Below are 12,460 nucleotides of genomic sequence, written 5' to 3'. Positions count from 1 at the left end.
ATGAAGTTAGCCATGCCCCGTTTCGATCAGGCCCCCGTGCTGGTGGTCGGTGATGTCATGCTCGATCGTTACTGGCACGGCAGCACCTCGCGGATTTCCCCGGAGGCGCCGGTGCCGGTGGTGCGCGTCGATCAGATCGAGGATCGCCCCGGCGGCGCCGCCAACGTGGCGCTGAACATCGCCGCCCTCGGCGCGCCGGCGGCGCTGATCGGTGTGACCGGCCAGGACGAGGCCGCCGACAGCCTGGCCGACAGCCTGGCCGGCGCCGGGGTGCAAACCCGTTTCCAGCGCCTGGCGCAGCAGCCGACCATCGTCAAGCTGCGGGTCATGAGCCGCCATCAGCAACTGCTGCGGATGGACTTCGAAGAGCCGTTCGCCACCGACGCGACGGCCTTGGCGCAGGACGTCGAGGCGCTGCTGGGCGGGGTCAAGGTGCTGGTGCTGTCCGACTACGGCAAGGGTGCGCTAAAGAACCATCAGGCGCTGATCCAGATCGCTCGCGCCCGTGGCGTGCCGGTGCTGGCCGATCCCAAGGGCAGGGACTTCAGCATCTACCGCGGCGCCAGCCTGATCACGCCCAATCTGCACGAATTCGAGACCATAGTCGGCGGCTGCGCCGACGAGAGCGAACTGGTGGCCAAGGGCGCCCAGCTGATGCGCGAGCTGGAGCTTGGCGCGCTGCTGGTGACCCGCGGCGAGCATGGCATGACCCTGCTGCGTCCGGATCAGCCGGCCCTGCACCTGCCGGCGCGGGCCCGCGAGGTGTTCGACGTCACCGGCGCCGGCGACACGGTGATCTCCACCCTGGCCGCCGCCCTGGCCGCCGGCGAGGAGCTGCCACAGGCGGTGGCGCTGGCCAACCTGGCCGCCGGCATCGTGGTCGGCAAGCTCGGTACCGCGGCGATCAGCGCGCCGGAGCTGCGCCGCGCGGTGCAGCGTGAGGAAGGTTCGGAGCGCGGCGTGCTCAGCCTCGAACAACTGCTGACCAGCATCGAAGACGCCCGTGCCCATGGCGAGAAGATCGTCTTCACCAACGGCTGCTTCGATATCCTGCATGCCGGACATGTCACCTATCTGGAGCAGGCCCGCGCCCAGGGCGACCGCCTGGTTCTGGCGGTCAACGACGATGCCTCGGTCAGCCGCCTCAAGGGCCCGGGCCGGCCGATCAACTCGGTGGATCGGCGCATGGCCGTGCTCGCCGGCCTGGAGGCGGTGGACTGGGTGGTGAGCTTCAGCGAGGACACCCCCGAGGACCTGCTGGCCCAGGTCAAGCCGGATGTACTGGTCAAGGGCGGCGACTACGGCATCGACCAGGTGGTTGGCGCCGAACTGGTCAGATCCTATGGCGGCACGGTGAAAGTGCTGGGCCTGGTGGAGAACAGTTCGACCACGGCCATCGTCAATAAAATCTTGGATCGCTCCTGAGGGCGCCATGCTGCAACGACTGTCTCTATTGCTGCGCAACCTTGTTTACAAGAACCGCTTAAGACTCACGCCGGGCAACACCTTGCAGTTACCCCTCAGTGCCCGCCGGCGCATGAAGAAGATCACCATCAAGCTGGGCGGGCGTAACAACCGGCTGCTGGTTGGCGAGGACAGCGAGCTCAGTCACTGCGAGATCCGTCTGGATGGTGAGGACAACCTGATTGAGATCGGACCGCGGGTGCGCTTCGGTTCCGGCAAGATCTATCTGCGCAACACCCGCGGTCAGCATATCCGCATCGGTGCGGACACCACGGTCGAGGGGGCCTATTTGCTGGTCGATGAGGCGGCCAGTATCGATATCGGGCGGGATTGCATGCTGTCCACCGAAATCCTCATCCGCACTGGCGACAAGCATTCGATCCTCGATCTGGAAACGGGTGCACGCATCAATCCTTCTCGTGATGTGCGGATTGCCGATCGGGTGTGGATCGGCCGTGATGTCCAGGTTCTCAAGGGCACGGTACTGCAGCCCGAGTCGGTGGTGGGAGCTTGCTCTGTGGTCAGCAGCGCCTTCGATGTGGGCAACTGCGTGGTCGCCGGGGTACCGGCACGGATCGTCAAACAAGGGATTCGCTGGGACCGCTCGTTGCTTTGAGACGGAGCTGACGGACTGGCTGACCTGCCAGTCTCCCGCGGCGGGGCGGTCATAGCCGCTGCTGACTGTCGCGCGCATGCTCTGGGCATCTTCATCCCATGTGGAGCGAGTTGCCCATGAGTGCCGATGTACGAGGCCACGCCCTGGCCGTGCTCAATCGTATTGCCCAGGCCGACTGGCCGGATCGCCTGAGGCTGCGCAAACCCTTCGAGAAGCTCATCTACAGCGGCAGCCGCGCCGGTTTCCGCCTGGCCGCCGAGCGAGTGGCGAAGACGGCCCGCATGCCGCGCCCGGTCGATGCGGATGGGCTGTTCGATCTGTCCCTGAATGACGAGCAGCAGATGCTGGTGGCGATGCTCGAAGGCTTCGCCGCCGAGGTGCTGCGCCCGGCCGCGCACGCCGCCGATGCCAGCGGGGCGGTTCCCACCGAGCTGCTCAACCAGGCGCAGGCACTGGGCCTGAGCCACTATGGGGTCGGCGAGGCGCACGGCGGCCTGGCTGGCGCGCGCACCACGGTCAGCAATGCACTGATCGCCGAGGCCTTGGGGACGGGCGATCTATCCCTGGCCGCAGCGCTGTTGGTGCCGCTGTCGGCGGCCAACTGCCTGCGCCGCTGGAGCTCGCCCGAGCAGCAGGCGCGCTGGCTGCCGGCCTTCGTGGCCGCGAATGCGGCGCCGCTGATGGCGATTGCGGTCAACGAGCCGAGGCCGTTGTTCGATCCGCTCAAGCTGAAGACTCAGGCCGTGCGCAAGGGCCGGCATTACCTGCTGAACGGCGAGAAATGCCTGGTGCTGCGTGGCCTGGAGGCCAGCCAGCTGATCGTCGCCGCGCATACCGCCGAGGGGCCTGCATTGTTCGTCGTCGCCGCCGATGCCAAGGGCGTCAGCCGCCAGGCCGAGCCGGCCATGGGCCTGAAGGCCGGCGGCACCGCGCGAATCCGGTTCAAGGGCGTCAAGGTCGCCGCCGAGCAGCGTCTGGCCGCGGCGCATTTCGACTACCAGAGCTTCCTCGGCCACGCCACCCTGGCCTGGTGCGCCCTGGCGGTGGGCACCGCGCAGGCGGCGCTGGACTATGTGGTCGGCTACTGCAACGAGCGGCTAGCGTTTGGCGAGCCGATCAGTCACCGCCAGGGCGTGGCGTTCACCATCGCCGACATCGGCATCGAGGTGGACGCCATGCGTCTGCTGGTCTGGCGCGCCTGCGCGCGCGCCGAGCAAGGGCTGCCGTTCCATCGCGAGGCCTACCTTGCACAGCTGTTGTGCGCCGAGAAGGCCATGCAGATCGGCACCGACGCGGTGCAGCTGCTCGGTGGCCACGGCTTCACCCAGGAGCATCCGGCCGAGCGCTGGTATCGCGATCTACGCGCCGTGGCCCTGATGGCCGGCGGCTTGCAGTTGTGAAAGCGGTTTCATCGCTGTTGCGCTTGCACGGGCTGCGTTGGAAGCGGGCTCAAAATGCTCATTTACATTCGTAAACTGCGCTTTATCACCCGTTTCCGCCTTGCCCCTGAAATCCGCTTTAGGAGGAACGATGAATCTGGAAACCCCGAAGAAATTCAGCGGCCTGGTCAAGCAGGCGCAGCAGGTGGCGGCTCACTATTTCCGCCCGCTGTCGCGCAAGTACGACAAGGCCGAACATGCCTATCCGAAGGAGCTGGACCTGCTCGCCGCCCTGCTCGACGGCATGAACGCCGGTTCGCCGGATGCCGTCGGCGCGACCTCGGCGAGCAAGCGTGGCGCCGCCAAGGAGCAGCAGGAGGGGATCAAGAACGGCGGCAACCTCGCCGCGCTGCTCGGGGTGATCGAGCTGTGCTGGGGCGACGTCGGCCTGCTCCTGGCCATGCCGCGCCAGGGCCTGGGCAATGCGGCGATCGCCGCGGTGGCCAACGAGGAACAGCTGCAACGTTTTCGCGGCACCTGGGCGGCGATGGCGATCACCGAGCCGGCCTGCGGCTCCGACTCGGCGGCGATCCGCACCACGGCGGTCAAGGACGGCGACCACTACCTCCTCAACGGCGAGAAGATCTTCGTCACGTCCGGGGCGCGCGCCGATGCGGTGGTGGTCTGGGCCACGCTGGACAAAAGCCTCGGCCGTGCGGCGATCAAGTCCTTTGTGGTCGAGCACGGCACGCCAGGCATGAGCGTCACGCGGCTGGAGAAGAAGCTCGGGGTCAAGGCGTCGGATACCGCCTCGATCAGTTTCAGCGACTGCCGGGTGTCGGCGGCCAACCTGCTCGGCAACCCGGAAATCGACGTGCAGAAGGGCTTTGCCGGGGTCATGGAGACCTTCGACAACACCCGCCCGCTGGTCGCCGGCATGGCCATAGGCGTGGCCAAGGCGGCGCTGGAGCGCACCCGTGAACTGCTCAAGGGCGCCTGTGCGTTCGACTACGCCAAGCCGCTGCTGGCCGTCAGCCATGCCGAGGCGACGCTCTACCGCCTGGAGGCCGAATGGGAGGCGGCGCGTCTGCTGACCCTGAAGGCGGCATGGATGGCCGACAACCAGCTACCCAACTCCAAGGAGGCGTCGATCGCCAAGGCCAAGGCCGGGCGGGTGGCCAACGAGGTGACGCTGAAGTGCGTGGAACTGGCCGGCGCGCTCGGCTACGGCGAGGACGAGCTGCTGGAAAAATGGGCGCGCGACTCGAAGATCCTCGACATCTTCGAGGGTACTCAGCAGATCCAGCTGCTGATCGTCGCCCGCCGGCTGCTGGGCAAGAGCTCCAGCGAGTTGCGGTAGGTTGGGTTGAGGCGCGCAGCGGCGAAGCCCAACAAGCGGTGGTTGCCCAGCTGCCGTGGCTGCCCGCGGCCCCGCTCGTTGGGCTTCGCTGCGCTCAACCCAACCTACGCCAGGCGGAACAGCTTCCTGGCCCGCTAGGCCAGGCGTTTAAATCCTGCGCGCGCGGGGCTTTTTTTTCCTGGCGCGAGGTTCTGCTGTACCAGCCAGTCCTTCCAGCGGATGCGTTCGTCGCGTACCAGCCAGCCGTCCTGGGCGGCGAAGCTTTCCGCCAGCCACAGGCCACGGGTGCCGACCGCTTTCAGCTGGCCGTTCTTCAGACTCAGCAACTCGGCGCGCGGACGGCCCTGCTCCAGCGGGATCAGGTACAGATCGGGGCGGCGGCGATCCAGGCGGGCGACCAGCTGGCCCTGCTCCAGGCACTCGTCGACGTGCAGCAAGCTCAGGTGTCGGGTTTCTTTCGGCAGCTCCAGATGCAGGTCGTAGACCAGCTGCAGCGAGGCGGTGGGCAGGTGCACATAGGCGCGCGGGCGTTCCAGCAGGGTCATGTTGCCGCAGCGCACCTGGCGTGCCGAGCCGGACAGCGGGCTGAGGCGAAAGTGGGCGTTCTCGCGGTAGCGCAGCGCCGGGTGGTAGGGGGCCGGCAGCCAGGTGTCGCCGAAACGGCCGCTGAGCCAGCCTTCCGGGGTCTCCAGCAGGCATTCCTCGGCGACCTCATGGAGCGCCGTGAGCAGCGGCAGGTTCAGTTCGTGGGCCGGCACATAGCCGGAGATCAGCTTGAGCACCACATCGCCGCGGTCCTCGCGGCGCTGGCGTACCAGGACCCAATAGTCGCGGCCCTGCCAGCTCAGGGTCAGGCGTACCGACACGCCGAGGTTGGCCAGTTCCACGGCGAAATGCTGGCTGTCGGCCACGCTCACCGGTTGGCGACGCTTGAGCATCTGCGGGAAGTTCAGCGGCCGGCCGAGGCTCTGATAACTGAGCGCTTCGGCGTTGGCTTCGACGAACAGCGGCAGCGTCTGAAAGCTGCCGGGGTCCTTGCGGGCGAGAGTTCGCGGCATGTCGGCTCCTGCTGGACGATTCCGGGGAAGAATGACGGCACCGCCCGCAAGCAATTCCGTTATGAGTGCCCGAGCGCCTCAATCACTGTAGCGGCAGTCGCGACATTATGGGCGAGATGCAGCGGATTGATGGTTCCGACTATCGCGCTGCTCACCCCGGGATGGGCGAAGATCAACTCGAAGCTGGCGCGCACCGGGTCCTGGCCGGGGGCCAGACAGGCATGGCCGCTGGCCAGGGCCTTCTTGATCAGGATGCCTTTGCGATGAGCGGCGGCGTAATCGAGCACCGGGCGCTCGGCCTGTTCGTTGAGGTTGTAGGTGACCATCGCGCAGTCGCCGTCTTGCAGGGCAAGCAGGCCGCCGTCGACGGTCTTGCCGGAGAAGCCGAAAGCGCGGATCTTGCCTTCGGCCTTCAGCGCGGCGAGGGTCGGGTAGACCTCGCTGTGCTCGAGGACCGCCAGGTCGTTGCCGTCCGAATGCACCAGCAGCAGGTCGAGGTAGTCGGTCTCCAGGCGCTGCAGGCTGCGTTCCACCGAGCGGCGGGTGTGGGCGGCGGAGAAGTCGAAGTGCGACAGGCCGTTGTCGAACTCCTCGCCAACCTTGCTGACGATCACCCAGTCCTGGCGTTGGCCGCGCAACAGCGGGCCGAGGCGTTCCTCGCTGCGACCGTAAGCCGGCGCGGTGTCGAGCAGGTTGATGCCCAGCTCGCGGGCCAACTGCAGCAGTTGGCCTGCGGTGAAGTCGTCGGGGATGCTGAAGCCGTTGGGGTACTTCACCCCCTGATCGCGGCCGAGTTTGACCGTGCCGAGACCGAGCGGGGAGACGCTCAGGCCGGTGCTGCCCAACGGGCGGTGGAGGTCGTGCAGGGTCTTCATGGCAGTAGTTCCTCCCATGCCGGGCGGGCCACGGGGGGGCGTGGCAAGGGCGGCAGCGCGCTTGGCGCGGTGGGCTGGATGCCGGCGCGGTCGAGGCTGGCCAGCACGCGATCGGCGAAGTCCGGAGCCAGCGCCAGTTTGGTCGGCCAGCCCACCAGCAGGCGGCCCTGTTCGGCGACGAAGGCGTTGTCCGGGCGCACCAGGCCGGATTGCGCCGGCTCGGCGCGGTCGACGCGCAGGGTCGCCCAGCGCGCCTGGCCGAGGTCGATCCACGGCAGCAGGGCGCCGAGCTCCTTCTGCGCCGCGGCGATCTGCGCGGCTTCGTCGCGGGCCACGCCATCGGCTTCGGCGATATCGCCGCCGAGATACCAGACCCACTGGCCGTCGCTGGCCGGATGGCTGGTGACGGTGACCCGCGGTTTCGGCCCGCCGCCCAGGCAGTGGGCATACAGCGGCTTGAGGCTCGGCGCCTTGAGCATGACCATGTGCAGCGGCCGGCGTTGTTGGGCCGGCTGCTGCAGGCCGAGGGCGGCCAGTAGCGCCGCGTTGCCGGCGCCGGCACTCAGGACGATGCGCTGGGCGCGGATTTCCCGACCGTCGACGCGCAGCCCGGCCAGCTCGCCGTTATCATGCAGCGGCTCGATAGATTCGGCGGCCAGCAGACCGTCGCCGGCCAGTTCGGCCAGGCGGGCGATCAGGCTCGGCACGTCGAGCACCAGTTCGTTGAGGCGGTAGACCTTGCCCTTGAATTGCGGATGTTGCAGTGCCGGCGGCAATTGCTCGCCCTTTACCTGGTCGACGCGGGTACGCATGGCCTTGCTGGCGAAGAAACTGGTCAGGTTGCCAGCCAGGGTGCCCGGCGACCACAGGTAATGGGCGTCGGACAGCAGGCGCACGCCGGCCAGGTCCAGCTCGCCGCTGCCAGCCAGTGCCGCGCGCCAGCGCCGCGGCATGTCGCCGATCGCCTCGGCTGAGCCGCTCAGCGCGCCGTGCAGGGCGTACTTGGCGCCGCCGTGGATGATCCCCTGCGACTTCACGCTCTGCCCGCCGCCGAGGCTGGCGTTCTCCACCAGCAGGGTGGCGAAGCCCTGGCGGCGCAAGCGCGCGTTCAGCCAGAGGCCGGCGATCCCGCCGCCGATGATCAGCACGTCAGTGGAAAGGGCTTGGGACATGGGGCGAGCTGCCTGCGTGGGGAAACCGGTCGGCAGTATAACGCGTGACGGCACCGGGCTTTAGCCGCGGCGAATGGATCAGTGGCCGGTGCTGGAGGAGAACAGTTGGATCACGATCACGCCGCTGACGATCAGACCCATGCCCAGCACGGCCGGCAGGTCGAGCTTCTGCTCGTAGAGAAACAGCGCGGCGACGCTGACCAGGACGATGCCCAGCCCGGCCCAGATGGCATAGGCGATGCCTACCGGAATGCTGCGTACCACCAGGGTCAGCATCCAGAAGGACAGCGCATAGCCGACGATCAGCAGCAGCAGTGGCAGCGGCGTGCTCAGGCCCTTGACCGCCTTCAGCGAGCTGGTGGCCACCACTTCGGCGGCGATCGCGATGCCCAGGTACAGATAGCCGCTCATGGTCCAGCCTCCGATGGAAAACAGGCGGGATTCTAGGCTTCTCGCTGATGGGATAAAGTCATTGCCTATCTGTACTGGAGATGGGTTATGCAGTGGAGCCTGGAGCAAATCCGCTTGTTCGTCAGCGTCGCCGAGGGTCAGTCGTTTTCCGCCGCCGCCCGCCGCTTGAACCGCGTGCAATCGGCGGTCAGCAGTGCGATTGCCCTGCTGGAGGCCGACCTCGGCGTGCGCCTGTTCGAGCGCAGCAGCGGTCGCCAGCCCCGGTTGACCGCGGCGGGCGCGGCGCTGCTGGAGGAGGCGCGCGAGGTGTTGCGCCAGTGCGAGCGCCTGGAGGGGCGGGCGCTGGGGCTGGTGCGCGGTGAGGAAGCGCGCCTGCGCCTGGCGCAGGACGAGGCGATGCCCTACCAGCCGGTGCTCGATAGCTTGGAAGCGCTGGCGCGGCGCTTCCCGCTGCTGGAAGTGCAGCTCGCCAGCGGCGCCCAGGGCGAGGTGGCGCGCAAGCTGCTGGAACGGCGTGCCGACCTCGGCCTGCTGTTCCACCACGAACAGATGCCCGCTGCCCTGGAACGCCAGCGCCTGGGCGCCATCGAGATGGTCACCGTCTGCGGCGTCGGCCATCCGCTGGCCGCGGCGGGGCCTGTCGACCGGCGCGAGCTGGCGCGCCATCGGCAACTGCTGATGGCGCCGCAGGACAGCCACTACCCCGGCGGCGAGCAGATCAGCCCGGCGGTCTGGCGCACCGACAGCTTCTACGCCATGGCCGAACTGCTGATGCGCAATCTCGGCTGGGCCTGGCTGCCGCGCCATGTGGTGCAGTACCCGACCTACCGCAGCCAGCTGGTCGAACTGCGCAGCGACTGGACCCCGCCGCCGCTGGTGGTCGAACTGGTGTGCCGGCGCGACGAGCCGCTGGGGCCGGCGGCGAACTGGCTGGCCGGCTGTTTCGCCGAACACCTGCAGGCCATCGGCTGATCGACGGGTGGCTCTCTGTTAAGCTGCGCGCCCATGAATCGCACCCTCTATACCCTGCTGTTCCATCTCGGTCTGCCGCTGATCGGCGTGCGCCTGGCCCTGCGTGCACGCCGTGCTCCGGCCTATGCCCAGCGCATCGGCGAGCGTTTCGCCTGCGGCCTGCCGCCGCTCAAGCCGGGCGGCATCTGGGTGCATGCGGTGTCGGTGGGCGAAAGCATCGCCGCCGCGCCGATGATCCGCGAATTGCTGGCGCGCCATCCCGAGCTGCCGATCACCATCACCTGCATGACACCGACCGGCTCCGAGCGCATCCGCGCGCTGTTCCCGGCCGCGCAGTTCGGCGGCCGGGTGCAGCATTGCTACCTGCCCTATGACCTGCCCTGGGCGGCCGCGCGTTTCCTCGAGCGGGTGCAGCCGCGACTGGCGGTGATCATGGAAACCGAACTGTGGCCCAACCATATCCACCAGTGCGCGCACCGCGGCATTCCGGTGGTGCTGGCCAACGCGCGCCTGTCCGCGCGTTCGGCGCGCGGCTATGCGCGGTTCGCCGGCTTGACCCGGCCGATGCTGGCGGAGATGAGCTGGCTGGCGGTGCAGACCGCGGCCGAGGCCGAGCGCTTCCGCCAGCTTGGCGCGCGCCCGGAAGCGGTGACGGTCACCGGCTCGATCAAGTTCGACCTGCACCTCGACCCCGAGCTGCCGCTGCGCGCCGCCGCCCTGCGCCAGCAGTGGGGTGCCAGCCAGCGGCCGCTGTGGATCGCCGCCAGCACCCATGCCGGCGAGGACGAGATCATCCTCGCCGCCCACCGCCAGCTGCTCGAACGCCAGGCCGACGCGTTGCTGATCCTGGTGCCGCGCCATCCGGAGCGTTTCGCTGACGTGTTCGAGCTGTGCCGGCAGCACAACTTCGCCACCCTGCGCCGTTCCAGTGGCGCGCTGGTGACGGCGGACACCCAGGTGCTGCTCGGTGACACCATGGGCGAGCTGCTGTTCCTCTATGCCCTGGCCGACCTGGCCTTCGTCGGCGGCAGTCTGGTGGCCAATGGCGGCCATAACCTGCTGGAGCCGGCGGTGCTGGGCAAGCCGGTGCTGAGCGGGCCGCACCTGTTCAACTTCCTCGAGATCGCCACCCAGCTGCGCGAGGCCGGCGCGCTGCTGGAAGTCGCCGACGCCATGACGCTGGCGCAGGCGTTGCAACGGCTGTGGACTGAGCGCGAGATGGCGCAAGCGATGAGCGCCGCCGGGCTGGCGGTGCTGCAGGCCAACCAGGGTGCGCTGGAGAAATTGTTGGCCGGCTTGCAGCGCTTGGTGCCGGCCTGAGCCGGCGCATAAAAAAGCCCCGCCGATGCGGGGCTTTTTATGGGCCGTCACTCAGTAGTTGCGGTCGCCGCGCATCTGCGCTTCGGCGGCCGCCGACAGGTCCGGCGGCAGGAAGTCCTTGTCCGGGTTGTAGTCGGCCTTGAGGTACTGCGCCAGGGCTTCCAGGTCGGCGGGGCTGAGGGTGCCGGCGGCCTGCTTGAGGCGCAGGTTGTCGAGAATGTAGTCGTAGCGCGCGTCGTTGTAGTTGCGCACCGAGCTGTACAGCTGGCGCTGGGCATCGAGCACGTCGACGATGTTGCGGGTGCCGACCTGGTAGCCGATCTCGGTGGCTTCCAGGGCGCTCTGGTTGGAGATGATCGACTGCTTGCGCGCCTGTACCGTCTCGACGTCGGTGTTGACCGCGCGGTGCAGGTCGCGGGTGTTCTGCACCACCTGGCGGCGCAGGCTCTCGCGCAGCTGTTCGGTCTGGTTCAGGCGCTGGTAGGCCTCGCGCACCTGCGAACTGGTCAGGCCGCCGCTGTAGATCGGGATGTTCAGCTGCAGGCCGATGCTGCGCTGCTCGACATCGCCGCTGATCGGCTGCTGGCCGGACACGGTGCCGGTGTTGCTGAAGCCGAGGCTGTCGTTGTCACCCTTCTGGTACTGGGCCACGGCATCGAGGGTCGGCGCGTGGCCGGCCTTGCGCTGGCGCAGGGTTTCCTTGGCGGCGTCGACGGCGTAGTCGCTGGCCTGCAGGTTGAGGTTCTGCTGCGCGGCGGTGTCGACCCAGGCCTTGGCGTCGTTCGGCGTCGGGGTCAGCACCGGCAGGCTGTGCTTGATGCCTTCGACGGCACTGTAGTCACGGTTGGTCAGGGTGGTTAGGGCCTGGAAGGCGTCGTCCACGGCGCGCTGGGCGAGGATGCGGTTGGCCCGCGCGGTGTCGTAACCGGCCTGGGCCTCGAGCACGTCGGTCTTGTCCGAGAGGCCGACATCGAAGCGTTCGTTGGCCTGATCGAGTTGGCGCTTGAACGCCGCTTCCTCGGCCTTGGTCGAGGCCAGGGTGTCCTGGGCGCGCAGCACGGCGAAGTAGGTTTGCGCGCTCTGCAGGATCAGGTTCTGCTCGGTGGCCGAGAGTTGCAGCGCGGCCTGCTCGTTGGTGGCCTCGGCGGCCTGCAGCTGGAACCAGCGATCGGCGCGGAAGATCGGCTGGCTCAGGGTCGCCTGGTAGACGGTGCCGCTGCGGTCGGCCTTGAGCGCCGGCGAGTCCAGCTCGGTGCGGGTGTCGTTGAGGTCGGCGCCGGCATTGAGCTGCGGCAGCAGACCGGAGCGGGCCTGCGGCACCACTTCCTTGCGGGCCTGGTAGTCGGCGCGGGCGGCGGCCAGGTCGGCGTTGTTGTTGACGGCTTCCTGATAGACGCTGACCAGATCGGTCTTGGTGGTCGGGGGCGTGCTTTCTGCCCAGGCCAGTCCATTGGATGCGGCGGCCACGGCGAGTGCCAGGGAAAGTCTGCGCAGCATTGGGGCAGTCCTACTGATTTAGGGGGATGGGCAAGGCTAAGGGGCGCCGGTTGGAGGGTCAAGCGCGCCGACAGTGGCGTGAGTGTAGTTTGCGACAAGCTATGTTGCCTGACGGGAACAATCGGCCGGCCGGCGCACCGGCGCCGTCATTTTCGGACGCGCGGGTCAGGCTTTTTTGACTGGCGGGTTGGTTTTCTCGGGATGACGGGTTAGGCTGGCCGCGTTCTTGTCGGGGTGCCTCGAGTTGGAGGCTGAGATCGGAAAGTTCCGGATCCCGTTGAACCTGATCAGGTTAAGGCCTGCGTAGGGAACAAGATGTCCTCGTCACTTCCCCCG

At 67.9% G+C, this 12,460-nt stretch carries 11 protein-coding genes and 1 riboswitch; of the genes, 6 read left to right on the top strand and 5 right to left on the bottom strand.

Annotated elements, in window-relative coordinates; translation table 11 throughout:
* The 4 genes from hldE to D3880_RS20165 all read left to right on the top strand — a co-directional run bounded on the left by hldE (position 1) and on the right by D3880_RS20165 (position 4,819).
* On the top strand, positions 1-1,425 hold the full coding sequence (gene hldE / locus D3880_RS20180) for a bifunctional D-glycero-beta-D-manno-heptose-7-phosphate kinase/D-glycero-beta-D-manno-heptose 1-phosphate adenylyltransferase HldE (RefSeq protein WP_119895202.1): 1,425 nt from the start codon (positions 1-3) through the stop codon (positions 1,423-1,425).
* Positions 1,426-1,432: 7 nt separating this feature from the next.
* Positions 1,433-2,080, top strand: a complete 648-nt coding sequence (locus D3880_RS20175) for an acyltransferase (protein WP_162935025.1) — start codon at positions 1,433-1,435, stop codon at positions 2,078-2,080.
* Positions 2,081-2,190: 110 nt separating this feature from the next.
* Complete coding sequence (locus tag D3880_RS20170) at positions 2,191-3,480, top strand: acyl-CoA dehydrogenase family protein (RefSeq protein WP_119895200.1); 1,290 nt, start codon at positions 2,191-2,193, stop codon at positions 3,478-3,480.
* 130 nt (positions 3,481-3,610) lie between these two features.
* On the top strand, positions 3,611-4,819 hold the full coding sequence (locus tag D3880_RS20165; RefSeq protein ID WP_119895199.1) for an acyl-CoA dehydrogenase family protein: 1,209 nt from the start codon (positions 3,611-3,613) through the stop codon (positions 4,817-4,819).
* A 134-nt stretch (positions 4,820-4,953) separates the two neighbouring features.
* On the opposite strand, the gene D3880_RS20160 is transcribed toward D3880_RS20165, so the two are convergent.
* The 4 genes from D3880_RS20160 to D3880_RS20145 all read right to left on the bottom strand — a co-directional run bounded on the left by D3880_RS20160 (position 4,954) and on the right by D3880_RS20145 (position 8,335).
* On the bottom strand, positions 4,954-5,877 hold the full coding sequence (locus tag D3880_RS20160; protein ID WP_119895198.1) for a metal ABC transporter ATPase: 924 nt from the start codon (positions 5,875-5,877) through the stop codon (positions 4,954-4,956).
* A gap of 59 nt (positions 5,878-5,936) precedes the next feature.
* Positions 5,937-6,752: an aldo/keto reductase gene (locus D3880_RS20155; protein WP_162935024.1), complete on the bottom strand. Its 816-nt coding sequence runs from the start codon at positions 6,750-6,752 to the stop codon at positions 5,937-5,939.
* On the bottom strand, positions 6,749-7,924 hold the full coding sequence (locus D3880_RS20150; RefSeq protein ID WP_119895196.1) for an FAD-dependent oxidoreductase: 1,176 nt from the start codon (positions 7,922-7,924) through the stop codon (positions 6,749-6,751). Before D3880_RS20150 ends, D3880_RS20155 begins: the two co-directional genes overlap by 4 nt.
* 78 nt (positions 7,925-8,002) lie before the next feature.
* Positions 8,003-8,335: an SMR family transporter gene (locus tag D3880_RS20145; RefSeq protein WP_119895195.1), complete on the bottom strand. Its 333-nt coding sequence runs from the start codon at positions 8,333-8,335 to the stop codon at positions 8,003-8,005.
* Between the two features lie 87 nt (positions 8,336-8,422).
* Here D3880_RS20145 and D3880_RS20140 point away from each other — a divergent pair, with 87 nt between their 5' ends.
* Together D3880_RS20140 and waaA are read left to right on the top strand one after the other, a co-directional pair.
* The gene (locus tag D3880_RS20140; protein WP_119895194.1) at positions 8,423-9,307 is read left to right on the top strand and encodes a LysR family transcriptional regulator; all 885 of its coding nucleotides are present in this window, start codon (positions 8,423-8,425) and stop codon (positions 9,305-9,307) included.
* Between the two features lie 33 nt (positions 9,308-9,340).
* Positions 9,341-10,627, top strand: coding sequence for a lipid IV(A) 3-deoxy-D-manno-octulosonic acid transferase (gene waaA / locus D3880_RS20135; RefSeq protein WP_119895193.1), 1,287 nt, complete (start codon positions 9,341-9,343; stop codon positions 10,625-10,627).
* A 51-nt stretch (positions 10,628-10,678) separates the two neighbouring features.
* Here the strand turns inward: waaA and D3880_RS20130 are convergent, their stop codons facing one another.
* Complete coding sequence (locus D3880_RS20130; RefSeq protein ID WP_119895192.1) at positions 10,679-12,124, bottom strand: TolC family outer membrane protein; 1,446 nt, start codon at positions 12,122-12,124, stop codon at positions 10,679-10,681.
* A gap of 220 nt (positions 12,125-12,344) precedes the next feature.
* Positions 12,345-12,451, top strand: a riboswitch (TPP riboswitch).
* Positions 12,452-12,460: the final 9 nt, after the last annotated feature.

The sequence above is a fragment of the Pseudomonas cavernae genome, assembly GCF_003595175.1.
Classification (GTDB): Bacteria; Pseudomonadota; Gammaproteobacteria; order Pseudomonadales; family Pseudomonadaceae; genus Aquipseudomonas; species Aquipseudomonas cavernae.
The sequence above is the reverse complement of the archived record's forward strand: the minus strand, read 5'-3'. Positions and strand labels throughout refer to the sequence as shown.

Coding starts and splice junctions, on each gene's coding strand:
- hldE (WP_119895202.1), top strand. CDS start 1: ATGAAGTTAGCCATGCCCCGTTTCGATCAGGCCCCCGTGCTGGTGGTC.
- D3880_RS20175 (WP_162935025.1), top strand. CDS start 1,433: ATGCTGCAACGACTGTCTCTATTGCTGCGCAACCTTGTTTACAAGAAC.
- D3880_RS20165 (WP_119895199.1), top strand. CDS start 3,611: ATGAATCTGGAAACCCCGAAGAAATTCAGCGGCCTGGTCAAGCAGGCG.
- D3880_RS20160 (WP_119895198.1), bottom strand. CDS start 5,877: ATGCCGCGAACTCTCGCCCGCAAGGACCCCGGCAGCTTTCAGACGCTG.
- D3880_RS20155 (WP_162935024.1), bottom strand. CDS start 6,752: ATGAAGACCCTGCACGACCTCCACCGCCCGTTGGGCAGCACCGGCCTG.
- D3880_RS20150 (WP_119895196.1), bottom strand. CDS start 7,924: ATGTCCCAAGCCCTTTCCACTGACGTGCTGATCATCGGCGGCGGGATC.
- D3880_RS20145 (WP_119895195.1), bottom strand. CDS start 8,335: ATGAGCGGCTATCTGTACCTGGGCATCGCGATCGCCGCCGAAGTGGTG.
- D3880_RS20140 (WP_119895194.1), top strand. CDS start 8,423: ATGCAGTGGAGCCTGGAGCAAATCCGCTTGTTCGTCAGCGTCGCCGAG.
- waaA (WP_119895193.1), top strand. CDS start 9,341: ATGAATCGCACCCTCTATACCCTGCTGTTCCATCTCGGTCTGCCGCTG.
- D3880_RS20130 (WP_119895192.1), bottom strand. CDS start 12,124: ATGCTGCGCAGACTTTCCCTGGCACTCGCCGTGGCCGCCGCATCCAAT.